At 37.2% G+C, this 25,768-nt stretch carries 22 protein-coding genes and 4 tRNA genes; all 26 read left to right on the forward strand.

Going from position 1 to position 25,768, the window contains the following annotated elements:
- The first annotated feature begins 31 nt into the window (after window positions 1–31).
- The 26 genes from ACUTSE_RS06115 to ACUTSE_RS06240 all read left to right on the forward strand — a co-directional run bounded on the left by ACUTSE_RS06115 (window position 32) and on the right by ACUTSE_RS06240 (window position 25,766).
- Window positions 32–2,164: a TonB-dependent receptor gene (locus ACUTSE_RS06115; protein WP_445639588.1), complete on the forward strand. Its 2,133-nt coding sequence runs from the start codon at window positions 32–34 to the stop codon at window positions 2,162–2,164.
- Between the two features lie 82 nt (window positions 2,165–2,246).
- Window positions 2,247–2,885 carry a tetratricopeptide repeat protein gene (locus ACUTSE_RS06120; protein WP_445639589.1) on the forward strand — a complete coding sequence of 213 codons (639 nt, stop codon included), beginning with the start codon at window positions 2,247–2,249 and terminating at the stop codon, window positions 2,883–2,885.
- Between the two features lie 29 nt (window positions 2,886–2,914).
- Window positions 2,915–3,991, forward strand: a complete 1,077-nt coding sequence (locus ACUTSE_RS06125; protein ID WP_445639590.1) for a sensor histidine kinase — start codon at window positions 2,915–2,917, stop codon at window positions 3,989–3,991.
- A 5-nt stretch (window positions 3,992–3,996) separates the two neighbouring features.
- Entirely contained in the window at window positions 3,997–4,743 is a 747-nt protein-coding gene (locus tag ACUTSE_RS06130; RefSeq protein ID WP_445639591.1) for a LytR/AlgR family response regulator transcription factor, read from the forward strand.
- Window positions 4,744–4,903: 160 nt separating this feature from the next.
- A complete protein-coding gene (gene rpsU / locus ACUTSE_RS06135; protein ID WP_002987575.1) occupies window positions 4,904–5,098 on the forward strand; it encodes a 30S ribosomal protein S21 in 195 nt (64 codons plus the stop codon).
- A gap of 68 nt (window positions 5,099–5,166) precedes the next feature.
- A complete protein-coding gene (locus ACUTSE_RS06140) occupies window positions 5,167–6,066 on the forward strand; it encodes a tyrosine-type recombinase/integrase (RefSeq protein WP_445639592.1) in 900 nt (299 codons plus the stop codon).
- A gap of 22 nt (window positions 6,067–6,088) precedes the next feature.
- On the forward strand, window positions 6,089–6,388 hold the full coding sequence (gene hpf / locus ACUTSE_RS06145) for a ribosome hibernation-promoting factor, HPF/YfiA family (RefSeq protein ID WP_002987573.1): 300 nt from the start codon (window positions 6,089–6,091) through the stop codon (window positions 6,386–6,388).
- A gap of 93 nt (window positions 6,389–6,481) precedes the next feature.
- Window positions 6,482–6,555: transfer RNA gene (locus ACUTSE_RS06150), tRNA-Thr, on the forward strand.
- 29 nt (window positions 6,556–6,584) lie between these two features.
- A tRNA-Tyr gene (locus tag ACUTSE_RS06155) sits at window positions 6,585–6,665 on the forward strand.
- 23 nt (window positions 6,666–6,688) lie between these two features.
- Window positions 6,689–6,760 (forward strand) — tRNA-Thr (locus ACUTSE_RS06160).
- A 58-nt stretch (window positions 6,761–6,818) separates the two neighbouring features.
- Complete coding sequence (tuf, locus tag ACUTSE_RS06165; RefSeq protein ID WP_002987571.1) at window positions 6,819–8,006, forward strand: elongation factor Tu; 1,188 nt, start codon at window positions 6,819–6,821, stop codon at window positions 8,004–8,006.
- 58 nt (window positions 8,007–8,064) lie between these two features.
- Window positions 8,065–8,135 (forward strand) — tRNA-Trp (locus ACUTSE_RS06170).
- Between the two features lie 15 nt (window positions 8,136–8,150).
- A complete protein-coding gene (gene secE / locus ACUTSE_RS06175) occupies window positions 8,151–8,348 on the forward strand; it encodes a preprotein translocase subunit SecE (protein ID WP_002987570.1) in 198 nt (65 codons plus the stop codon).
- Window positions 8,349–8,360: 12 nt separating this feature from the next.
- Window positions 8,361–8,915, forward strand: coding sequence for a transcription termination/antitermination protein NusG (gene nusG / locus ACUTSE_RS06180; protein WP_002987569.1), 555 nt, complete (start codon window positions 8,361–8,363; stop codon window positions 8,913–8,915).
- Between the two features lie 54 nt (window positions 8,916–8,969).
- The gene (rplK, locus tag ACUTSE_RS06185; RefSeq protein WP_002987568.1) at window positions 8,970–9,407 is read left to right on the forward strand and encodes a 50S ribosomal protein L11; all 438 of its coding nucleotides are present in this window, start codon (window positions 8,970–8,972) and stop codon (window positions 9,405–9,407) included.
- 18 nt (window positions 9,408–9,425) lie between these two features.
- Window positions 9,426–10,115, forward strand: coding sequence for a 50S ribosomal protein L1 (gene rplA, locus ACUTSE_RS06190; protein ID WP_115091729.1), 690 nt, complete (start codon window positions 9,426–9,428; stop codon window positions 10,113–10,115).
- A 22-nt stretch (window positions 10,116–10,137) separates the two neighbouring features.
- The gene (gene rplJ, locus ACUTSE_RS06195; RefSeq protein ID WP_002987566.1) at window positions 10,138–10,626 is read left to right on the forward strand and encodes a 50S ribosomal protein L10; all 489 of its coding nucleotides are present in this window, start codon (window positions 10,138–10,140) and stop codon (window positions 10,624–10,626) included.
- Between the two features lie 85 nt (window positions 10,627–10,711).
- Entirely contained in the window at window positions 10,712–11,080 is a 369-nt protein-coding gene (rplL, locus tag ACUTSE_RS06200) for a 50S ribosomal protein L7/L12 (protein ID WP_002987565.1), read from the forward strand.
- Between the two features lie 127 nt (window positions 11,081–11,207).
- On the forward strand, window positions 11,208–15,020 hold the full coding sequence (gene rpoB / locus ACUTSE_RS06205; protein WP_002987563.1) for a DNA-directed RNA polymerase subunit beta: 3,813 nt from the start codon (window positions 11,208–11,210) through the stop codon (window positions 15,018–15,020).
- A gap of 72 nt (window positions 15,021–15,092) precedes the next feature.
- A complete protein-coding gene (gene rpoC, locus ACUTSE_RS06210) occupies window positions 15,093–19,388 on the forward strand; it encodes a DNA-directed RNA polymerase subunit beta' (RefSeq protein ID WP_445639593.1) in 4,296 nt (1,431 codons plus the stop codon).
- 3 nt (window positions 19,389–19,391) lie between these two features.
- Window positions 19,392–19,703, forward strand: a complete 312-nt coding sequence (locus ACUTSE_RS06215; protein ID WP_002987560.1) for a DUF3467 domain-containing protein — start codon at window positions 19,392–19,394, stop codon at window positions 19,701–19,703.
- A 1,044-nt stretch (window positions 19,704–20,747) separates the two neighbouring features.
- Window positions 20,748–21,746, forward strand: coding sequence for a pyruvate dehydrogenase (acetyl-transferring) E1 component subunit alpha (gene pdhA, locus ACUTSE_RS06220; protein WP_002987559.1), 999 nt, complete (start codon window positions 20,748–20,750; stop codon window positions 21,744–21,746).
- A 9-nt stretch (window positions 21,747–21,755) separates the two neighbouring features.
- A complete protein-coding gene (locus tag ACUTSE_RS06225) occupies window positions 21,756–23,384 on the forward strand; it encodes a pyruvate dehydrogenase complex dihydrolipoamide acetyltransferase (protein WP_445639594.1) in 1,629 nt (542 codons plus the stop codon).
- A gap of 119 nt (window positions 23,385–23,503) precedes the next feature.
- Complete coding sequence (locus ACUTSE_RS06230) at window positions 23,504–24,451, forward strand: M28 family metallopeptidase (RefSeq protein WP_445639595.1); 948 nt, start codon at window positions 23,504–23,506, stop codon at window positions 24,449–24,451.
- 2 nt (window positions 24,452–24,453) lie between these two features.
- Window positions 24,454–25,131 (forward strand): SDR family NAD(P)-dependent oxidoreductase, encoded by a 678-nt coding sequence (locus ACUTSE_RS06235; protein WP_445639596.1) that lies wholly within the window; start codon window positions 24,454–24,456, stop codon window positions 25,129–25,131.
- 11 nt (window positions 25,132–25,142) lie between these two features.
- On the forward strand, window positions 25,143–25,766 hold the full coding sequence (locus ACUTSE_RS06240; RefSeq protein WP_002987555.1) for a SprT-like domain-containing protein: 624 nt from the start codon (window positions 25,143–25,145) through the stop codon (window positions 25,764–25,766).
- Window positions 25,767–25,768: the final 2 nt, after the last annotated feature.

The raw sequence follows: 25,768 nt of genomic DNA on the forward strand, positions 1-25,768 counted from the left end.
CGTTTGCATTGTAATTCAGAATAGAAAAAAGATGAAAACACTGTTTGGTTTGTTGCTGGTTTTAGGTTGGTTTACAATACAGGCTCAACATAGGCAACTATCAGGAATTGTACGAGACAAGAAAAATAAGCCGATTGAACAGGTGAATGTATACTTAGAAGGAAGTTTTGATGGAGCACTGTCTGATGCACAGGGGTATTTTTCATTTGAAGTAGAAGATAGTCTTGTGGAAGGGGTATTGAAATTGAAACATCCACACTACCGTAGTTTAACTGTTCCTGTTCAATTTCAACAAAAGGAGGTGTATGAATTTGTTATGGAGCAAGGGGAAGATGTATTGGGGGAGATTGTAATAAAAGCAGTTGGGAGTGCTAAAAGAGGACGAACAGAAGCTCTTGTTTTTACGGCTATGGATGTAGTGAGTACAGCTGGGAGTCCAGGTAATATCATAGGAGCTTTGAGTACTTTACCAGGTGCTCAAGTTAATGGGGAAGATGGGCGATTATTAATCCGCGGTGGAAAAGCAGATGAAAGTGCTATTTATGTGAATGGCATTAAGGTCGCTCAACCCTATACAGCTGCTGTCGGTAATATGCCTGTGCGTTCAAAATTTAACCCTTTTCTGTTTAAAGGAATGTCTTTCTCAGCTGGAGGATACAGTGCAGAATTTGGAGATGCGTTATCGGGAATTTTGCAACTAGATATTGCGGAAGATATTGATCCTTCGCGTAAAGATATATCAATATCAACAGTTGGAGCGAGTTTTGGAGAAACGCGCCAATGGAAGAAAAATTCATTATCCTATCATTTGAATTACCTCAATTTAGGTGCTTATACGGCTGTGGTTAAACAGCGATACAAAAGTAAAAAGCCATTTTCCACAAGTTCAGGTGAGATAGTATATAAACGAGCGATTCAAGAGGGTGGATATATGCTGTATGCGGCAGCGGATTATACGACAATGGCATATGAGCAAACGGTAAAACCAAGTTATCGCGTGGATACGCTTGCCCTTCAAGCGAATACAATCGATGTAAATAGTTTGTATTTTAAGAAACTCTCTCCTTTTATGCGATTGGATATTGGCACAGGGGTTGGATATTCCAAGAATAGAGGTGAACAAAATGAAGGTTACCTCCATAGCGAACGTTGGAATCTCAATCAAAAGATCAAGTTGTCTTATCAATGGAGTGGACGTTTGCAATCCATAGGGGGTATGGATATCCAAGTGGGCCAAGTGGATTTTGTTCAAGGGATGAAACAGCTAAAAAAGCAGGACAAAATACAAACAAATCAATTTGCTTTGTTTTTCGAAAATCAATGGCGTATCAGTTCTGATTTAACTTGGAGAGCAGGAGTACGCATCAATAAGGCAAATTCAATTTCGAAAGGGGTGATTGAACCTCGAACCATGTTGACGTATCAAGTTAATCCCAAGCAACAAATCTCTTTCTCTTATGGTATCTTTCATCAAGCGTTGAATGCAGAACAAATGCGTTATATCGAACAAGAGGATTGGATGCAAGCCCATCACTACATCTTAAATTACACCTATACTTTTAGAAAGCGGGTATTGAGAGCAGAAGTCTTTTATAAAGACTATCACAAGCTATTATTGACGTCATCAACTGGAACAGCTGCTTACACGCAAGATGGAACGGGATATGCTAAAGGATTTGATATTTTTTGGAAAGATAATATCACGTTTAAAAACTTCAATTATTGGATTACCTATACCTATTTGGATTCTCAGAGAAAGGAAATGCAAAGAAGGGAGTGGGGACAGCCGTCTTATGTAACCAAGCACAATCTCGCTGTGGTAACAAAGTATTGGATAGATGCTTGGAAGTCTCAAGTAAGCATGACATATAACTATAGTTCACCACGTCTTTTTTACAGCGGAGATGCAAGCTTAACGGCATCGTATGCCAGTAGTCCCATTCACAATGTAAGCATGAGTTGGGCCTATGTGTTACAAGCGCAAAAGATCATTTTTGTATCTGTGGATAATTTATTAGGACGCAATCCGACTTATGCATACCAATTCAATGCAAAAGGAGGGCAACCCGATTTGGTTCAACCTTCGGCAAAGCGATTTATCTATGTAGGGTTTATGTGGACAATTAGCGCAGATAAGAAAGCAAATCAAATAGAAAATCTATAACAACGAATTAGTGGACGAACGATTCAACTTGCAAGGATCTCCACCACCAATCGAATTTATTTTACATCTTAAATTTATTTTTATGAAAAAGGTTTTACTTTTAATTTTTAGTTGCTGTAGTTTGATGTCTTTTGGGCAGACAACTTATGAGAAGGGAATGCAAAAAGCCATGCAAGAATGGCAAGGCGGAAATAGTCAAGGCGCTTTAGCTATTTTAGAGCGAATTGCAGATGCTAACCCAGAGGATTGGATTCCGGCCTATTACCAAGTGTTTATTGCAATAACCCAAGGATTTCAGAACCCTCAAGACGAAGCGGTAGAAGAAAAGGTAATGAACAATCGCCTTGTAATTGAACGATGGTTGGCTCAAGGGGGTGAGGAATGGTATGTATTGCAAGGAATGAATGAAACGCTGGATCTTATGACGGACCCAATGAATAAAGGAATGAAACAAAGTGGAGTAATTATCAAAGCGTATGAAAAGGCGTTGGAGTTAAACCCTGCTAATCCTAGAGCCCTTTATAGTTTAGCTAGTTTTTATTTAAATAGTTCTAAATTTATGAAGGTAGATACAACATACTGTATGGGCTTATTGAATAAAGCGATAGTACAATTTGACCAACAAAAAAGTGAAGTGCCTTTTTATCCTAAATGGGGCAAAGAATGGGCACTCAAGACACAAGCGTCATTTGCTAATCAGCAGGAGACATCAAATAAATAAAGCATGGTTATTTAGAACAAGAAGAGGATATGAAGATTAATTGGTATCGACATCTAGCATTGGCTATTAATTTTGGAGTGATGAGTAGCTTGTCTACGTCGTATTATTATTTTAATAAAGGAAAAAACTTAACGCAAGCTTCTTTTTCGGATTATATCTTTTCAAAAAATGCCTTGCTTTCTTTTCTGATTACCATGTGTATTTATGGAACTAATGTTGCAACGAGTTTATTGTTGAGTTTTTACTTGGATAAGAGAGAACAGAAAACGCAGGTGCCACTGAGCCGAAAAGTTAGAAATATTTTATTTTTCAGCAATGGACTAGTTGTTTCTATTGTATCCTACTATTTCTTTTTGAGTGTGTTGTTGTGGTTTTTTTACAACGTTCCTTTTCAATCTTTTTATGCTGGAGAAAATCTTCATTTTAGTGATTTCTTAGGTGTTGTGCTAATTAGCTTTTTTATTATCATGATTGTCTTTGTATTTTCCTATCATGATCAGCTGAGAGTGCTCGAAATAAAAAACAAAGAAATGGAAATTGCGCTACAGAAGAGTCAGATTGCTCACATGAAAGAACAGCTATCCCCGCACTTTTTATTTAACAACCTCAATGTACTCATTAGCACGATTCAAGAAGATCCGGTCAAAGCAGAGCAATTTGCTCGTTCTTTTTCTAAAATCTACCGCTATGTATTAGAGCGATTGGATTATGCTTCTTGTGCCTTGGAGGAAGAAGTCGCTTTTATTCAAGATTATGTCTATCTTTTAAATGTGAGATATGATCAGGCTGTTGATTTTAAAATTAGTGATGAGGTAGCGCAATGGGGAGCAACACAAATACCTACTTTGAGCTTGCAATTGCTTATAGAAAATGTAATCAAGCACAATGCAATTCCATCTGAGGGGAAAATTGCAGTAACTTTGAGTGTTGTCGATGGAAATCTAGTCATGAGCAATGAAAAATATGCAAAACCCAAATCAGAAGATTCTACGGGATTGGGGTTGCAAAATTTATCCAATCGCTGTCAATTGCTATTTCAGAAAAAAGTCGAAATAGAAGATGTAGCGCATCAGTTTACAGTGCGTATTCCACTACAGAGCAAGTAAAGCATATGAACATAGTAATTATAGAAGACGAAAAACCAGCAGCAAGATTATTGATTAGAGAGCTGGCCAAAATAGGATTTGATGTACAAGAAACTTTGCATTCGGTTAGTGAAGCGATTCCTTGGTTGATGCAACACGAAGAACCCGATTTGATATTTGCCGATATTCAATTAACAGATGGATTGTCTTTGGAAATATTCGAGCAAATAAAATTGAAACACGCGGCTATTATTTTTGTAACGAGTTTTGATCATTATGCTATCAAGGCATTTAAATTGAATAGCATTGATTATTTATTGAAGCCTATTGATCCTACAGAATTAGTAAGAGCTATAGGGAAGTATAAAACACAATACCATAAAATCGGACAACAAGTAGAGGTATTGAAGCAGACGTTGCAAGGAACGAGTTACCCCAAGCGATTAATTGTCAAGTTGGGGATGCAACTAAAAGTGATTTTGGTGGATGAGGTGGTTTGTTTTTATAGAGAAGACCGAGGAGTGTATAGTGTAACGAGAGAGGGAAAAACACATCTTCTAGAAGAGCCGTCTATTGAGGCGATCTTAAAGATGGTGGATCCTTCGAAATTCTTTCGTGTGAATCGTTATCAGATTGTAGCGATTGACTGTATTGAGCAAATCATTCAATTATCGACGGCTCGACTGAAACTAGTTTTACTGAACTATAGCGAAGAGGTGATTGTCAGTAGGGAGCGTGTTGTGGAATTTAAGCTGTGGTTAGGGGCGAATTAGGACTCCCTTTTACTTGCTTTAACTTGTTGTTGAAGAACTTAATTAGGAGAAAAGACGATGGGGTAATAAAAAAAGGTGGAATAAAATTTTATTTTTTTGTTGCGTTGTATAAAAAAAGCTTTACTTTTGCATCACCAAATGAGAGGAGGTGTATGAAAACATGTTGATCATTCCAATTAAAGACGGAGAAAATATTGATAGAGCACTAAAGCGCTACAAAAGAAAATTTGACAGAACAGGTACGTTACGTCAATTAAGATCTCGTCAACACTTTACAAAACCATCGGTTTTAAAAAGAGACAAGATGCAAAAAGCAGAGTATATCCAACACTTAAGAGATTCAGTAGAAATCTAGACTTAAACGATGGATTAAATTATAAGGCCGTTGTAATAAAGTATTATCTTTGTTACAACGGTTTTTTTATGGACAAAAATTTAGAGAAATTTCTGGAGTACTTACAGAAGGAGAAAAATTATTCTTCTCATACCATAGAGGCATATCAACAGGATATCGCTTCTTTTTTAGTTTTTGTAGCGGAATCAGAACAAGATTATTTGATAATCAAATACGATGCAGTGCGTTTGTGGATTGTTGCCTTGATGGAAGTGAATCTAAGCAAGCGTTCTATTAATAGAAAAATGAGTGCACTTAAAGCGTTCTATAAATTTTTGATGAAGATAGGAGAGGTAGAGGTGAGTCCATTGCAACAACATAAAACACTCAAAGTGGAAAAGAAGTTGCAATTGCCTTTTTCTGTAGCTGAGGTTGATGCTGTTCGACTCTCTTTGGAGCGTCAAGAAGGATTTGATGCACTACGGGATTTGGTTATTGTAGAAATGTTATACTGTTTAGGACTGCGAAGAAGTGAACTATGTGGGGTGCAGGTAGCAGATGTGGATTTTTATACGCGTATGATTCGCATAACTGGAAAGGGAAATAAGGTTCGCTATGTGCCTATGATTGAGCAATTGCTTGTGCTTTTAAAACGCTATAAGGCAGAGCGAGAGATTGTTTTGAGGGATGTTCAGAAAATTAACGATTTTTTAATAGATAGTAAGGGTGCTAAAGTTGATGAAATATTTGTTTATCGAATGATTAATTTATATTTTAGTAAGACAACAACAAAGGAGAAAAATAGTCCTCATATGTTGAGGCATGCTTTCGCAACGCATCTCTTAGAAAATGGTGCAGATATCAACTCTATCAAAGAGTTGATGGGGCATCAAAGCTTAGCTTCGACAGAAGTATATGCTCATGTCAATTTGAAAGAATTGAAAGAGACTTATATGAAGACGCATCCTAGGTTGAAGAAAAAAAAATAGAAAACCTTAAAAACAGAAAGTTATGAAAGTAAACATTCAAGCCGTTAATTTTAACGTAGATCGTAAGTTAGTAGATTTTATCAACGAAAGAATGCTGAAAGTAGGTAAGTTTTACGATAAAGTGATTTCTGTCGATGTATTTTTGAAAGTAGAAAATACCAATGAGAAAGAAAATAAAACAGTTGAGGTGAAATTATTAGTTCCAGGAGACGATATTGTTGCTAAAAAAACATGCAAAACTTTTGAGGAGGGTGTTGATTTGGGTGCCGATGCGATTGAACGCATGGTTGTGAAGTATAAAGAGAAAATGAAAGCACATTAATGGAAAAAAATCAGTAAATTGTTTTTTTTAATCAATAAAATATATACATTTGCAGTCCGTTAGAAATAGCGGACTTTTTCTATTGAGTAAAATGCCGGTGTAGCTCAGCTGGCTAGAGCAGCTGATTTGTAATCAGCAGGTCGTGGGTTCGAGTCCCTCTATCGGCTCAAAGAAAAGAAACAAACACAAGGTTTGAGGGGAGATACTCAAGCGGCCAACGAGGACGGACTGTAAATCCGTTGGGAAACCTTCGCAGGTTCGAATCCTGCTCTCCCCACGACTAAATATAAAAATGCATAAGCCGGTGTAGCTCAGGGGTAGAGTGCTTCCTTGGTAAGGAAGAGGTCACGGGTTCAAATCCCGTCATTGGCTCAGGTTTTTTTATTATATTTGAACACTAATTATATAACTAAGATTAAATTATTAGATCATGGCAAAGGAAACTTTTGATCGTTCGAAACCGCACTTAAACATCGGTACTATCGGACACGTTGACCACGGTAAAACTACTACTACTGCTGCTATTACTAAAGTTTTAGCTGACGCAGGATTCTCAGAAGCTCGTTCATTTGATTCAATTGATAATGCTCCAGAAGAAAAAGAGCGTGGTATTACAATTAATACTTCTCACGTAGAGTACCAAACTAAAAACCGTCACTATGCACACGTTGACTGTCCAGGTCACGCGGATTACGTGAAAAACATGGTTACTGGTGCTGCTCAAATGGATGGTGCTATCTTAGTAGTTGCTGCTACTGATGGACCAATGCCACAAACTCGTGAGCACATCTTATTAGGACGCCAAGTAGGTATTCCTAGAATTGTTGTTTTCTTAAACAAAGTTGACTTAGTAGATGACGCTGAGTTATTAGAGCTTGTTGAAATGGAAGTTAGAGATTTATTATCTTTCTACCAATACGACGGTGATAATGGACCAGTAGTTCAAGGTTCTGCTTTAGGAGCTTTAAACGGAGAGCAAAAATGGGTTGATGCATTATTACAATTAATGGATGAAGTTGACGCTTGGATCGAAGAGCCAGTACGTGACAACGAAAAACCATTCTTAATGCCAGTAGAAGACGTATTTACAATTACAGGACGTGGAACTGTTGCTACAGGACGTATCGAAACTGGAGTTGCTAATACAGGAGATGCTGTTGAAATCATCGGTATGGGAGCTGACAAATTAACTTCTACTGTAACAGGAGTTGAGATGTTCCGTAAAATCTTAGACCGTGGTGAAGCTGGAGATAACGTAGGTTTATTATTGAGAGGTATTGACAAAACTGATATCCGTCGTGGTATGGTTATTTGTAAACCAGGTTCAGTAAAACCACACGCTAAATTCAAAGCTGAGGTTTATATCTTGAAAAAAGAAGAAGGTGGACGTCACACTCCATTCCATAACAATTACCGTCCACAGTTCTACGTACGTACAACTGACGTAACTGGAACTATCCAATTACCAGAAGGAACTGAAATGGTTATGCCTGGAGATAACTTAACTATCACTGTTGAGTTGTTAAGCCCAATCGCATTATCAATCGGTCTACGTTTCGCTATCCGTGAAGGTGGTAGAACAGTAGGTGCTGGTCAGGTAACTGAAATTTTAGACTAATTCTTTAGTATAAATAAATTTTTAAAGTCAGCGGGCTAACCGCTGACTTTTATAACAAACGGGTGTAGTTCAAGGGTAGAATAGCGGTCTCCAAAACCGTTGATGGGGGTTCGAATCCCTCCACCCGTGCAAAAACAATATAACATGGCAAAGGTATTTAATTACATATCAGAAGCTTTTACAGAACTTAAATCAAATGTAACTTGGTCTCCTTGGGCTGAAGTGCAAAAGTATACAATCGTGATTGCAATTTTTGCAATCGTATTGGCACTTGCTACTTGGGGAGTGGATAGTTTATTTGGGGACTTGTTAGGGAAGTTTTATAATTGGATAAGATCATAAGGAGATAATATTATGGCTGATACAAATGTCAAAAAATGGTATGTGGTTCGTGCGGTAAGTGGACAAGAGAATAAGGTGAAGAATTATATCGAAACTGAAATTTCTCGTTTAGGGTTGTCAGATTATCTTTCGCAAGTTTTAGTACCAACTGAAAAAGTGGTGTCTGAAGACAAGAACGGTAAGAAGAAAACAACAGAACGTGTCTATTTTCCAGGCTATGTGATGATTGAGGCTAACTTGACAGGTGAGGTTCCGCATGCTATTAAATCAATAACTGGTGTTATTGGATTCTTAGGAGAAACAAGAGGGGGGGACCCAGTTCCTTTAAGAGAATCAGAAGTGAATCGCATGTTAGGAAAAGTCGATGAATTGGCTGTTAAAGTTGATTCAGGTGCTATTCCTTATGAAGTTGGTGAGTCAGTAAAAGTGACTGATGGTCCATTTAAAGGTTTCGATGCAACTATCGAAAATATAAATGAAGACAAGCGTAAGCTAGAGGTAATGGTGAAGATTTTTGGAAGAAAGACACCTTTGGAATTAAGCTTTACACAAGTAGAAAAAATATAATGTTACATAGACGCATCTTTGCTTCCAAAAGAGATGTGCTAAATTTTTTTAGAAATGGCAAAAGAAATTAGTAAAGTAGTTAAACTACAAGTTAAGGGAGGTGCTGCGAATCCTTCGCCACCGGTTGGACCTGCTTTGGGGGCTGCTGGAGTTAACATCATGGAGTTCTGTAAGCAATTTAATGCTAGAACACAAGATAAACCCGGTAAAGTTTTACCAGTACAAATTACTGTGTACAAAGACAAATCATTTGACTTTGTTGTTAAAACGCCACCTGCTGCTGTTCAATTATTAGAGGCTGCAAAAGTGAAATCTGGATCTGGTGAGCCTAATAGAAAAAAAGTAGCTAGCGTAACTTGGGAACAAGTTCGTGCTATCGCAGAAGACAAAATGCCGGATTTAAACGCATTTTCTGTTGAATCAGCGATGTCAATGATCGCGGGTACTGCAAGATCTATGGGTATATCAGTAACGGGAACAGCTCCTTTTTAATTGTAAAAGAAAAAAGAAATGGCAAAATTAACAAAAAAGCAAAAGGAAGCTGCTGCTAAAATTGAGAAAGGTAGATTTTATTCTTTGAAAGAAGGTTCTACTTTAATTAAAGAAGTTGCTTCTGCAAAATTTGACGAATCTGTTGATATCGCAGTGCGTTTGGGTGTAGATCCACGTAAAGCAAATCAAATGGTGCGTGGGGTAGTTACTTTACCACACGGAACTGGAAAAGATGTTAGAGTGTTAGCATTAGTTACTCCAGATAAAGAAGCTGAAGCTACAGCTGCTGGGGCTGACTATGTTGGATTAGATGAGTACCTACAAAAAATTAAAGACGGTTGGACAGATGTTGATGTAATCATCACTATGCCTGCTGTTATGGGTAAATTAGGACCATTAGGACGTATTTTAGGTCCTAGAGGATTAATGCCTAACCCTAAAACTGGTACTGTAACTATGGACGTAGCGAAAGCAGTTCAAGAAGTGAAAGCTGGTAAAATCGATTTTAAAGTTGATAAAACGGGAATCGTTCACGCAGGTATTGGAAAAGTATCATTTAGTGCTGATATGATTCAAGAGAACGCAGCTGAATTGATTCAAACATTAATCAAATTAAAACCAACAGCAGCTAAAGGTACTTATGTTAAGTCTATTCATATATCTAGTACTATGAGCCCTGCTATTGCTTTAGACCCTAAAGCAGTATAATTGGTAGAAAAAATTTTTACTTATGACTAGAGAACAAAAAGCAGTAGCGATAGAAGACATTAAAGGAAAATTAGCTGATGCTAATATCTTTTATATTGCTGATATTTCAGGATTAAATGCAGAGGTTACTACTAACTTGAGAAGAGCTTGTAACAAAGCTGGAATCAAAGTAGAAGTAGTTAAGAATACGTTGCTTGCTAAAGCAATGGAATCATCTGAGAGAAACTATGAGGATTTAGCTTCAGTATTAAAAGGAAACAGTGCTATCTTTATTTCGGACGTTGCTAACGGACCGGCTAAAATCATCAAAGATTTTAGAAAGAAAAGCGATAAACCTTCATTAAAAGGAGCTTATATTAACGAAGAAATCTACATTGGTGATAATCAATTAGACGCGTTAGTAGCTATTAAATCTAAAGAGGAAGTTATTGGAGAAATCATCGGATTACTACAATCACCAGCTCAAAGAGTTATCTCAGCTCTACAAAATCAATTCAAAGACGAAGAATAAAAAAAGATTCTTGTGTTTGAATGTTCCATAAACGAACGCACATTAATAAATTATATTTTTACAAATCATTTAAACGATAGAAAAAATGGCAGATTTGAAACAATTCGCAGAACAATTGGTTAACTTAACAGTTAAAGAAGTTAACGAATTAGCAACTATATTAAAAGACGAATACGGAATTGAGCCTGCAGCTGCTGCTGTAGTTGTAGCTGCTGGTGGAGACGCTGGAGCTGCTGAAGAGCAAACTGAATTCACAGTTGTATTAAAAGAAGCTGGTGCTTCTAAATTAGCAGTAGTTAAAGCTGTTAAAGAATTAACTGGTTTAGGTCTTAAAGAAGCTAAAGATATGGTTGATTCAGTTCCTGCAAACATCAAAGAAGGTGTTTCTAAAGATGAGGCTGAAGGTCTTAAAAAAGCATTGGAAGAAGCTGGAGCTGTTGTTGAGCTTAAATAAGCTTATTAACCAAAATATTTTAGGTTTAGGTCTTGGGAGCAATCCCAAAGGCCTAAACCATTTTGCGTATAAAGTGATTTGTGCGTAAATCTTATTAAACATTATAAACAAAATTTATTGTCCATTGATGATCACAAATCAGAATGAAAGATTAAATTTTGCCTCTACAAAGAATATTCCTGCTTATCCAGATTTCTTGGATATCCAGGTTAAATCTTTTAAAGATTTCTTTCAGTTAGAAACGAAATCAGAAGAAAGAGGTAATGAAGGTTTATATAATACCTTCATGGAGAACTTCCCGATCACTGATACGAGAAATCAGTTTGTATTGGAGTTTCTTGATTACTTTGTTGATCCTCCTCGCTATTCAATTGAAGAATGTATTGATAGAGGACTAACGTATAGCGTTCCGTTAAAAGCGCGTTTAAAATTATACTGTACTGACCCTGAACACGAGGATTTTGAAACTATCGTTCAAGATGTGTATTTAGGAACAATACCGTATATGACGCCTAGCGGTACATTTGTAATCAATGGAGCTGAGCGTGTGGTAGTGTCTCAATTACACCGTTCACCTGGTGTGTTCTTTGGACAGTCATTCCATGCTAATGGAACTAAGTTGTATTCGGCGAGAGTAATTCCTTTCAAAGGATCATGGATTGAGTTTGCTACTGATATCAATAGCGTAATGTACGCGTACATTGATAGAAAGAAAAAATTACCTGTTACTACCTTATTCCGTGCTATCGGATTCGAAAGAGACAAGGATATCCTAGAGATTTTCGACCTAGCAGAAGAGGTTAAAGTATCAAAAACAGGGTTGAAAAAATACATCGGTCGTCGTCTTGCTGCACGTGTGTTAAATACATGGCATGAGGACTTCGTAGATGAAGATACAGGAGAAGTAGTTTCAATTGAGAGAAATGAGATTATCTTAGACCGTGATACAGTCCTAGATAAAGATAATGTCGAAGAAATCATTGAGGCGAACGTTAAGAATATCCTCCTACATAAAGAAGACAATAATCAGGCAGATTATGCCATCATTCATAATACATTACAGAAGGACCCTACAAACTCTGAAAAAGAGGCTGTAGAGCACATCTACCGTCAGTTGCGTAACGCAGAACCGCCTGATGAGGAAACTGCACGTGGTATTATTGATAAATTATTCTTCTCCGACCAACGTTACAATCTAGGTGAGGTAGGTCGTTACAGAATGAATAAGAAACTTAATCTTGATACCCCAATTGACAAACAGGTATTGACAAAAGAGGATATTATCACTATTGTTAAATACTTGATTGAATTAATTAACTCTAAAGCTGAAATTGATGATATTGACCACTTATCAAACCGTCGTGTACGTACTGTAGGTGAGCAATTATCAGCACAATTTGGTGTTGGTTTAGCACGTATGGCTAGAACAATTCGCGAGCGTATGAACGTACGTGACAACGAAGTGTTTACTCCAATCGACTTAATTAACGCGAAGACGTTATCGTCAGTGATTAATTCATTTTTCGGAACAAACCAGTTATCTCAGTTCATGGACCAAACGAATCCATTGGCAGAGATTACACACAAACGTCGTTTATCTGCTCTAGGACCTGGAGGTTTATCTAGAGAAAGAGCCGGATTCGAGGTACGTGACGTTCACTATACACACTACGGACGTTTATGTCCTATTGAAACGCCAGAGGGACCAAACATTGGTTTGATTTCATCTCTTGCGGTGTATGCAAAAGTGAATAATATGGGATTCATCGAAACACCTTACCGCCCAGTTGTGGATGGAAAAGTGGATATCGTGAATGCTCCAACTTATTTGAGTGCTGAAGAAGAAGAAGGAATGTTAATCGCACAAGCGAACGTTCCGATGGATAACGAAGGAAACATCACAGAAGAACGTGTAGTTGTAAAAGAAGAAGGGGATTTCCCAGTGGTTGAACCGAAAGACTTACACTATACAGACGTTTCTCCTAACCAGATTGCTTCTATCTCAGCTTCATTGATTCCATTCTTAGAGCACGATGATGCGAACCGTGCGTTGATGGGATCGAACATGATGCGTCAGGCTGTGCCTTTATTACGTGCGGATTCTCCAATCGTAGGTACAGGTTTAGAAAGACAAGTTGCTTCAGATTCACGTGTTTTAATTAACGCAGAAGGTGAAGGTGTTGTTGAGTATGTAGATGCACAGAAAATTATTATTAAGTACGATCGTACGGATGATGAGCGTTTAATCAGCTTTGATCCAGACGAAAAAGTATATAATCTAATTAAGTTTAGAAAAACGAACCAAAGTACTTGTATCAACTTGAAACCTATCGTTCGCAAAGGAGATAGAGTAACAAGAGGTCAAGTATTATGTGAAGGATATGCTACACAAAATGGAGAGTTAGCTCTTGGACGTAACTTACAAGTGGCATTTATGCCATGGAAAGGGTACAACTTCGAGGATGCTATCGTAATTTCAGAGAAAGTAGTACGTGAAGATATCTTTACTTCTATCCATATCGATGACTATACCTTAGAGGTGAGAGATACAAAATTAGGAAACGAAGAGTTGACTAATGATATCCCGAACGTAAGTGAGGAAGCAACGAAGGATTTAGATGAAAATGGTATGATCCGCATCGGTGCTGAAGTGAAGCCTGGTGATATCCTTATTGGTAAAATTACACCGAAAGGTGAATCTGATCCAACACCTGAAGAGAAGTTATTACGCGCAATCTTCGGTGATAAAGCTGGAGATGTTAAAGATGCATCGTTAAAAGCTTCACCTTCATTAAGAGGGGTGGTATTAGATAAGAAATTATTTGCAAGAGCTGTAAAAGACAAACGCAAACGTTCTAAAGATAAAGATGATTTAGCTTTACTAGAAACTAAATTCGAAGTGAAGTTCAATGAATTGAAAGATCGTTTAGTTGAAAAATTATTCTTCATCGTGAATGGTAAAACATCTCAAGGTGTATTGAATGATTTAGGAGAGGAAATCTTACCAAAAGGAAAGAAATTCACTCAAAAAATGTTACATGCAGTGGATGATTTCGCTCACTTAACGAAAGGACAATGGACAGTTGATGAAGAAACAAACAGTATGATTACTGACTTGATTCACAACTACAAAATTAAGTTGAATGACTTACAAGGTGCTTTACGTAGAGAGAAATTTATGATTACTGTTGGGGATGAATTACCATCAGGAATCTTAAAACTTGCAAAAGTTTATATTGCTAAAAAACGTAAGTTAAAAGTTGGGGATAAGATGGCAGGACGTCACGGTAACAAAGGTATTGTTGCTAGAATCGTTCGCGATGAAGACATGCCATTCTTAGAAGACGGTACACCAGTTGATATCGTGTTAAACCCATTAGGGGTACCATCTCGTATGAACATTGGTCAGATTTATGAAACTGTTTTAGGATGGGCTGGACAAAAATTGGGTAAAAAATATGCTACTCCAATTTTCGACGGTGCAAACTTAGATCAAATCAATGCCCTTACAGATGAAGCTGGTATTCCTAGATTTGGACATACTTATTTGTACGATGGAGGAACTGGAGAGCGTTTCCACCAAAGAGCAACAGTAGGAGTTATTTACATGTTGAAATTAGGACACATGGTTGATGATAAGATGCACGCGCGTTCAATCGGACCATACTCTTTAATTACGCAACAACCATTAGGAGGTAAAGCTCAATTTGGAGGTCAGCGTTTTGGAGAGATGGAGGTTTGGGCTCTAGAAGCATACGGAGCATCAAGTACATTACGTGAGATTTTGACGGTAAAATCAGATGACGTTATTGGTAGAGCGAAAACTTACGAAGCTATCGTTAAAGGTGAAACTATGCCAGAACCAGGATTACCTGAATCATTCAATGTATTAATGCATGAATTAAAAGGTCTTGGACTAGACATCAGATTAGAAGAATAAACTATAGATTTTAGAGTAAGCAGTTTTTTTGCTGCTTACTCTTTATCATACACTTTAACAAGTAAGTTTACCATGAATAGAAATAAAGAGAAAAATACCGTAAAAAGGTTTAATAAAATCTCAATTGGTTTAGCTTCACCTGAATCGATTCTTGCTGAATCAAGAGGGGAAGTTCTAAAGCCAGAAACAATTAACTATCGTACGCATAAACCAGAACGTGATGGTTTATTCTGCGAGCGTATTTTTGGACCTGTAAAGGATTACGAGTGTGCTTGTGGTAAGTATAAAAGAATTCGCTACAAAGGAATCGTTTGTGACCGTTGTGGTGTTGAAGTTACTGAAAAGAAAGTACGTAGAGATAGAGTAGGGCATATCAACCTTGTTGTGCCTATTGCACATATTTGGTATTTCCGTTCTTTACCTAATAAAATTGGTTACATCTTAGGGCTTCCTTCTAAGAAGCTTGATATGATTATTTACTACGAGCGATATGTAGTAATTCAACCAGGTATTGCTAAAAATGCTGAGGGTGAACAATTAAATCGCCTTGATTTCTTAACAGAAGAAGAGTATTTGAATATTGCTGATTCTCTTCCGATGGAAAATCAATTCTTAGATGATACAGATCCAAATAAATTCATCGCTAAAATGGGTGCTGAATGTATCATGGATTTATTAGCAACAACTGATTTAGATCAATTGTCGTATACATTGCGTCATGCTGCTAATAACGAAACATCTAAACAAAGAAAAACTGAAGCATTAAAACGTCTTCAAGTGGTTGAGGCTTTCCGTGAATCAAACGAGAATCGCGAGAATAGACCAGAATGGATGATCTTAAAAGTTATTCCAGTTATTCCACCTGAATTACGTCCATTAGTGCCATTAGATGGTGGTCGTTTTGCAACGTCGGATTTGAACGATTTATATCGTCGTGTAATTATCCGTAACAACCGTTTAAAACGATTAATGGAAATTAAAGCTCCTGAAGTAATCTTGCGTAATGAAAAACGTATGCTTCAAGAGGCTGTGGATTCATTGTTCGATAACACTAGAAAATCTTCTGCTGTTAAAACAGAATCTAACCGTCCATTAAAATCATTATCTGATTCATTAAAAGGTAAACAAGGACGTTTCCGTCAAAACTTACTAGGTAAGCGTGTGGATTATTCTGCTCGTTCGGTAATTGTCGTTGGACCTGAATTGAAATTATATGAATGTGGATTGCCAAAAGATATGGCAGCTGAACTTTACAAACCTTTTGTTATCCGTAAGTTGATTGAAAGAGGAATTGTAAAAACAGTAAAATCTGCGAAGAAAATTATTGATAAAAGAGAACCAGTAGTTTGGGATATCTTAGAAAACGTAATTAAAGGTCACCCAGTTCTATTGAACCGTGCTCCTACGTTGCACCGTTTAGGTATTCAAGCATTCCAACCTAAATTGATTGAAGGTAAAGCGATTCAGTTACACCCATTAGTGTGTACGGCGTTTAACGCGGATTTCGATGGTGACCAGATGGCCGTTCACTTACCGTTAGGGCCTGAGGCAATCTTGGAATCTCAATTATTAATGTTGGCTTCACATAATATTTTGAACCCAGCGAATGGTGCGCCTATCACAGTACCTTCTCAAGACATGGTACTTGGTCTTTACTATATGACTAAGTTACGTAAGTCTACACCAGAAGAAATTGTAAAAGGAGAAGGATTAACATTCTACTCTGTAGAGGAAGTACACATTGCAATCAACGAAGGGAAACTTGACTTGAATGCTGGGGTAAAAGTACGTGCTAAAGATTATAACGAAAAAGGTGAATTAGCGTATAGAATCATTGAAACAACGGCTGGACGTATCTTGTTCAACGAGGTAGTTCCTGAAAAAGCAGGTTATATCAATGAGGTATTAACGAAAAAATCACTTCGTGATATTATTGGAGGTATTTTAGCTACAACTGATGTACCTACAACAGCTGCATTCTTAGATGATATCAAAGGAATGGGGTATGGTTACGCTTTCCGAGGAGGATTATCATTCAGTTTAGGTGATATTATCGTTCCAGGGAAAAAACAAGATTTGATTGATGATGCAAACCAACAAGTAGATCATATTACAATGAACTATAACATGGGGCTTATCACAAATAACGAGCGTTACAACCAAGTTATTGACGTTTGGACTTCAACGAACGCCATGTTGACTGAATTAGCAATGAAGAACATTCGCGAAGATAAACAAGGATTTAACTCAGTATACATGATGTTGGATTCTGGAGCGAGGGGTTCTAAAGAGCAGATTCGTCAGTTAACAGGTATGCGTGGTTTGATGGCTAAGCCGAAAAAATCAACAGCAGGTGGTGGTGAAATTATCGAAAACCCGATTCTTTCTAACTTTAAAGAAGGTCTATCGATTTTAGAGTATTTCATTTCTACTCACGGTGCTCGTAAAGGTCTTGCGGATACGGCTTTAAAAACAGCGGATGCTGGATATTTAACTCGTCGTCTACATGACGTTGCACAAGATGTTATCGTTAACTCTGTAGATTGTGGTACTTTAAGAGGTATTGATGTAATGCCATTAAAGAAAAACGAAGAGGTAATCGAAACGTTAGGAGAAAGAGTATTAGGACGTGTTGCGTTAAACAACGTAGTGAATCCATTAAACTCAGAAGTAATTGTTGGTGCTGGTGAGGAAATCACTGAAGCTATTGCTAAAGCAATCAACGCTGCTCCTATCGAATCAGTTGAAGTTCGTTCTCCATTAACTTGTGAGGCTAAAGTTGGTATCTGTGCGAAATGTTATGGACGTAACTTAGCTACGGCTAGAATGGTTCAAAAAGGAGAAGCTGTTGGAGTTGTTGCTGCTCAATCAATTGGGGAGCCAGGTACACAGTTAACACTGAGAACGTTCCACGTAGGGGGTACGGCAGGAAATATTTCTGAAACATCTACAATCAATGCTAAATTCAAAGGTCGTTTAGAGATCGAAGAACTTAGAACAGTTGAAGGTGAAGATAATGATGGAAAAGCAATCAACATCGTAATTTCTCGTTCTACAGAGGTGAAATTGTTCGATCCAAATACTGGAATTTTGTTAACTACAAACAACATTCCTTATGGTTCTACAATCTATGTAAACGATGGTGATGTGGTTGAAGAAGGAGCTATGATCTGTAAATGGGACCCTTATAACGGTGTAATCGTTTCTGAGTTCACAGGTAAAGTTGCTTATGAAGATATCGAGCAAGGACAAACGTTCATGGTTGAAATCGATGAGCAAACTGGTTTCCAAGAGAAAGTAATTAGCGAATCAAGAAACAAAAAATTAATTCCTACTTTATTAATTTATGGTAAAGATGGTGAGTTAATTCGTTCATACAACTTACCAGTAGGTTCTCACTTAATGGTAAACGATGGGGAGAAAATTAAAGCTGGTAAAGTATTAGTTAAGATTCCTCGTCATACATCAAAAGCAGGGGATATTACAGGAGGTTTACCTCGTATTACTGAGCTTTTAGAAGCGCGTAATCCGTCGAACCCAGCTGTAGTTTCTGAAATTGATGGAGTTGTATCTTTCGGTAAGGTGAAGAGAGGTAACAGAGAAATCGTTGTTGAATCTAGAACAGGTGATGTAAGAAAGTATTTAGTTAAACTTTCTAACCAAATCTTAGTACAAGAGAATGACTTCGTAAGAGCTGGTGTACCTTTATCAGATGGAGCAATTACTCCAGATGATATTTTACGTATCCAAGGACCTTCTGCTGTACAGCAGTACTTAGTAAACGAGATCCAAGAGGTGTACCGTTTACAAGGGGTAAAAATTAATGACAAACACTTTGAGGTTGTTATTAGACAAATGATGCGTAAAGTTCAAATCCAAGATCCAGGAGATACTTTGTTCTTAGAAGATCAATTGGTTCACACAAGTGACTTTATCGTTGAAAACGACCGTTTATTCGGTATGAAAGTTGTTGTTGATGCTGGTGAATCTGAGAACTTGAAAGAAGGACAAATTGTTTCAATGAGAGAATTACGCGATGAGAATTCATTGTTAAAACGTGAAGATAAAAACCTAGTAATTTCTAGAGATGTTATGCCAGCAACTGGTACACCAATTCTACAAGGTATTACTAGAGCTTCCCTACAAACGAAGTCATTTATCTCTGCAGCGTCGTTCCAGGAAACAACAAAAGTATTAAACGAAGCAGCAGTTGCTGGTAAGATTGATACATTAATGGGATTAAAAGAAAACGTTATTGTTGGACATAGAATCCCTGCAGGTACTGGTATGCGTGAGTATGAAAGTATCATTGTTTCTTCAAATGAAAATGGAGATTTATTAACGCAAGAACAAGAATTAAATTTCTAAACCATGGCTGAAGAACAAAATAATTTCAACATTGAGTTGGATGAAGTAACGGCAGAAGGAACCTATTCAAATCTGGCAATAATCAATCATTCAAATACTGAATTTGTTGTCGATTTTGTTAACATTATGCCAGGTGTACCAAAAGCAAAAGTGAAGTCGAGAATCATCTTAACTCCACAACATGCAAAAAGACTTTTACGAGCTCTAGAAGATAATATCAATAGGTTTGAACAGTCAAATGGTGAGATCAGAGATTATGAAGCTAGTAATAATTCAATGCCACCAATCAATTTTGGACCCAAAGGAGAAGCTTAATTAGCGCTATATAGAAAAGCCTCGCACGAAAGTGCGAGGCTTTTTTTATGTTTACTGTGGAATGACGCCGTTTGACAAAAAAAGATGGTTTACAATTTCTTGATGTTTTCGTTGCATGTACTTGTAAGAAGATCAAATGTTATCTCAACATTAAAGTTGTTTGGATGCCTCTTTGATTGTCTTTTTACCGCTGTATCGGCCGTTTTTATGCTAAATATGAGGTTTATATTCATTAGGGGAGGATTGTATTGCATTGTTTGTTTAAAATTGAGCATTTGGTCTGGAAGTATAGGAGAATCACATCCACTTGTTGAATGTGATGTAGCTTGGATTTCATAACCTAAAATTGATATAGGTTAACTATAGCTTAATCCAATTTTATTGGAATTACCGCCGAAATAGATTTGTTTTGTTCTAGCAAAATGAAAGAACTACGCAACACAACGTGTATAGGTGTAAGTGTAAGGAAATACAAAAATAGCAAAGCTAAATGTGAGCGATAGTGCATTTCATCTGACCTTACAATAAAGCCAAAATTAGGATAGTCGTTGTTACCACCCGGTTTATATTCGTATAAAAAGAAAGTAATGACCTAATTTATATTTTATTTTAAGCGTGAATCGAGCCCTTTGAAGAGAAATTCTCTAGAAGGGCTTATTTTTTGGAATAAAGAGAACCTTTTGACTGGGAGATGAGAAAGAATTTCGGGTTTAATTCTAGGGAGAAATTACGGTGAATTTTAGGAATAGAAAGTACAAGTAAATTTGAACTACTTCTTTCGTATAAAAAAGAGGAAAGGACTGTGAATAATTGGATGAAAAGGAGATTGTGAGGCTATATTTGTAGTAGTGTTAAGGGGATATGTTTAGCTAAAATTAAATATTTTCTTAAAATATATAAAGAATAATAACTGTAATTTAAAATACTTCAAATAAATTTTTCAATCTAAAGTAGATGTGCTATTTTTGCCTTTCCACAGTATAGTGGGTATTTAGCAAAGTCTGTATTTAGAGTAGCTGATCTACTCATGAAAAGTAAAGTCATATGAAAGAAATTACAAAAGAAGTTTATCTAAAGTGGTATGAAGACATGCTATTTTGGAGAAAGTTTGAAGATAAACTTGCCGCTTTATATATTCAACAAAAAGTAAGAGGATTCTTACACTTGTATAATGGGCAAGAAGCTGTTTTGGCTGGAGCTTTACACGCAATGGATTTGTCAAAAGACAAAATGATTACAGCATACAGAAATCACGTACAACCAATCGGATTGGGTGTTGACCCAAGAAGAATCATGGCAGAGTTATTAGGAAAAGGAACAGGTACTTCTCAAGGTTTGGGAGGATCGATGCACATCTTTTCTAAAGAGCACAACTTCTATGGTGGACATGGTATTGTAGGTGGACAAATTCCTTTGGGAGCTGGATTAGCATTCGCAGATAAATATTTTGATAGAAAAGCAGTAACCATGTGCTACTTCGGTGATGGTGCAGCACGTCAAGGATCATTGCATGAGACTTTCAATATGGCAATGAACTGGAAATTACCAGTTGTATTTATTATTGAAAATAATGGATATGCAATGGGAACTTCTGTTGAGCGTACAGCAAATCACTCAGAAATCTGGAAATTGGGATTAGGATATGAAATGCCTAGTGGACCAGTAGACGGAATGAACCCAGTAAAAGTAGCAGAAGCTATGTACGAAGCAATCGAAAGAGCGCGTCGTGGAGATGGACCTACTTTACTAGAAATGAAAACATACCGATACAGAGGTCACTCGATGTCGGATGCACAAAATTACCGTTCAAAAGAAGAGGTTGAAGAATACAAAAAAATAGATCCAATTACGCAAGTTTTAGATGTGATTAAAGCAAATGGTTACGCTACAGAAAGCGAAATCGAGGCTATGGATCAACGTGTGAAAGACTTAGTAGTTGAATGTGAGAAGTTCGCTGAAGAGTCTCCGTTCCCTGAGTTGAACGTAATGTACGACGTAGTATACGATCAAGAGAATTATCCTTTTTTACCTCATAGATTATAATAAAATAATATGGCAGAAGTAATTACAATGCCACGCTTAAGCGACACCATGACAGAAGGTGTTGTTGCAGCTTGGTTAAAGAAAGTTGGAGATAAGATTTCTGAAGGAGATATCCTTGCTGAAATCGAAACAGACAAAGCAACAATGGAATTTGAATCTTTCTATGAAGGAACATTGTTATACATTGGATTACAAGAAGGAGAAGCTGCTCCAGTTGACTCGCTTCTTGCTATTATTGGAAATGAAGGTGAAGATATTTCTGCTTTAATTGGCGGAGGTGCGGCTCCAGCTGCTGAAAAAGTAGCAGAAGTTGAAGCTCCCAAAGCAGAAGAAAAAACGACTACTGCAGCACCAGCTATTCCAGCAGGTGTGAAAGTAATCACGATGCCGCGTTTAAGTGATACGATGACAGAAGGAACTGTGGCTAGCTGGATTAAAAAAGTAGGAGATAAAATTGAAGAAGGTGATATCTTAGCGGAAATTGAGACAGATAAAGCAACAATGGAATTTGAAGCTTTCGAATCAGGAACGTTATTATACATTGGAATACAAGAAGGTGAATCAGCGCCTATTGATAGCGTATTAGCTATTTTAGGGCCTGCAGGAACTGATGTTACTGCTCTAGTTGAAGGAGCGAAAAACGGTGGAGTTGCTACAACAGCAACTGAGACACCAGTTGAAGCACCAAAAGCAGCGGAATCTGTAGCAGCACCAGTTGCAACAGAAACTGCAACAGGAGGAAGAGTATTCGTTTCTCCTTTAGCTAAAAAGATAGCTGAAGAGAAAGGAATTAACTTGACTCAAGTAAAAGGTTCAGGTGAAAACGGACGTATTATCAAACGCGACGTTGAAAACTTTGTTCCAACGGCAGCACAAGCTCCTGCACAAACAGCAGCTCCAGTTGCACAAGCAACGGCAACAGTGGCAGCAGTACAACCATTTATTCCTGCTGGAGAAGTAAGTTCAGAAGAAGTGAAGAACTCGCAAATGCGCAAAACAATTGCACGTCGCTTAGCGGAATCTAAATTTACTGCCCCTCACTATTATTTAACAATCGAAATTGACATGGATAATGCTATGGCTTCTCGTAAGTTAATTAATGAATTACCTGACACAAAAGTATCGTTCAATGATATGGTGGTTAAAGCTTGTGCAATGGCCTTGCGTAAACACCCTCAAGTAAATACACAATGGACAGATAATGCTACTATTTACAACCACCACATCAATGTTGGAGTTGCAGTAGCAGTAGAGGATGGATTAGTAGTACCTGTATTGCCTTTTACAGACCAAATGTCGTTAACTCACATTGGAGCAAAAGTAAAAGAATTAGCGGGTAAAGCGAAAACGAAAAAACTTACACCTGCAGAAATGGATGGTAGTACGTTTACAGTTTCTAACTTAGGAATGTTCGGAATCCAATCGTTTACTTCAATTATCAACCAGCCAAACTCTGCAATTTTATCTGTAGGAGCTATTGTTGAAAAACCAGTAGTGAAAAACGGACAAATTGTAGTTGGTAATACAATGACTGTTACATTGGCTTGTGATCACAGAACAGTAGATGGTGCTACAGGAGCACAATTCTTACAAACATTAAAAAGTTATATTGAAAACCCAGTTACGATGCTGGCGTAATCAAAAAATATAGAATTGAAATAAAAAGCTTGCATTTTGCAGGCTTTTTTTTGTTTTTTTAGTATTAGTTTCTACGAAAAGGCTGTAAAATACCGAGGGTATTTTGTATTTTTGATACCATGTTTAAAGTGAGATATTTTAGTTTTTTATTAGCGATTGTAGCTACATCATGTGGGGTGTCGTCTAAGTTATCAAGGGAAGCGGAAAGAGAGGTTTCTGCATTGAAAATTCAAACTACGTTGAATTATTTAGCATCGGATGAATTGCTAGGGAGAGATTCTGGGAAGGATGGAAATGTACAAGCTGCTACATATTTAGCGGAAGAACTTCAAGCGTATGGGATCAAGCCATATTTTACGAGCTATGAAGATAAGTTAGTAGAAGTGGAAAATACATGGAATGTGGTTGGGGTTATTCCAGGCCAAGATCCCGAACTGAAGAATGAAATTGTTGTTCTAGGCGCGCATTACGACCATATTGGCATTCAGAAACCGGTAGCAGGAGATTCTATTGCAAACGGAGCGAATGACAATGCTTCTGGAGTGAGTATCGTATTAGAGTTAGCGCGAAATCTGGCAAAAAAAGAAATGAAACGCACAGTTTTAGTTTGTTTCTTTACTGCGGAAGAATTAGGACTTTTAGGTTCAACACACTTAGCAAATCGATTAAAAGAAGAAGAAGCAAATGTCGTTATGATGTTGAATTTTGAGATGCTTGGGGTTCCAATGAAGCGAGAATACACAACCTTTATCACTGGATATGACCAAAGTAATTTGGCAGCCAAAATAAATGAAATAGCAGGCGAAAATTTGGCAGGGCGATTTGAGGATGCAGAAGCAATGCAATTGTTTAAGCGTTCTGATAATTATCCTTTTTATTTAGCCTTTACTATACCAAGTCAAACCTTCAGCTCTTCTGATTTTGAGAATTTCAAATACTATCATCATGTCAAAGATGAAGCGCATTTGATGGATGTACCCTTTATGACAGAACTAACTAAAAAATTTATTCCTGTCGTAGAAAAATTGATTAACTTACCTTCTGGTGAAATTAGATTGAAAAACTAAAGATGAAACATATAATTGTTACGGGAACAAGCCGCGGTATTGGTTTAGAAACCGCAAAAATATTAGCGAGCAGAGGACATAAGATTTTAGCCGTTTCTCGAAAAAAAGCAGCTGAATTAGCAGCTTATAAAAATGTTACCTGTCTAGAAATAGATCTTACTATTGAAGCAGATCTTCAAAAAGTAAGTGACTATGTTGCTACGGAATGGGGGCATATTGATATTCTGATTAATAATGCAGGGGCTTTAGTAAATAAACCTTTTGAAGAAATCACAACAGAAGAATTCGAATGGGTATACAAGGTCAATGTATTTGGTTTGGCGCGTTTAGTACAATTGTGTATCCCACATTTTGTAGTAAATAGTCATGTTGTGACTATTAGCAGTATGGGAGGAGTACAAGGAACAATGAAATTTGGTGGTTTGGCAGCTTATAGTTCAAGCAAAGGAGCCGTTATCATCTTAAGTGAATTGTTAGCAGAAGAATACAAAGAGATGGGCATTGCATTTAATGTGATTGCCTTAGGAGCGGTTCAAACTGAAATGTTAGAAGAAGCTTTTCCAGGGTATCAAGCACCTTTAATGCCAGAAGAAATTGGAGAATACATAAGTGATTTTGCACTTACAGGAAATAAATATTTTAATGGTAAAGTACTACAAGCATCTAGTACGACACCTTAAAAATAAATAGATTGATTACGATACTCAGGCCTTATTTACCGGAATCAGCCTTAGAGGCAGCTTTTGAATTAATCAAGCATTACCACATTCATTTGAAAATAGTGAATGAAAGAGTAACGCGACATGGGGATTATACCAGAGGACTAGATGGCAAGCATTTAATTACCATTAATTCCAATTTAAATCCCTATCGCTTTTTAATGACTTTAATTCACGAGATTGCCCATTTGGTTGCTTTTCAGAAATATGGACGTCATATCAAACCACATGGAGTGGAGTGGAAACAAACATTTCGCTTGCTTATGTTGCCTTTTTTAAGACCAGAGGTTTTCCCAGATCGATTGTTGCCTCTTTTGGCCAATCATTTTAGAAACCCTTCGGCAAGTAGCGATACAGATGAGCGCTTGTCGATTGCCATGCGCATGTACGATAAAGTAGAAAAAAGTAGCAACCATTGTTTTGTATATGAAATTCCTTTAGGAAGCCATTTTAAAACTTATAATGGCAAAGTGTTTAAACGCGGTCCATTGCGTGTAAAAAGATTTGAGTGTTTAGAAGTAGCAACAGGGCGATTATTTGTCTTTAAGGCAAACGCTGAAGTTGAAATGATGACACATTATGTTGTAAAACAATAAGA

The organism is Myroides sp. TSA_177.3 (assembly GCF_052691955.1).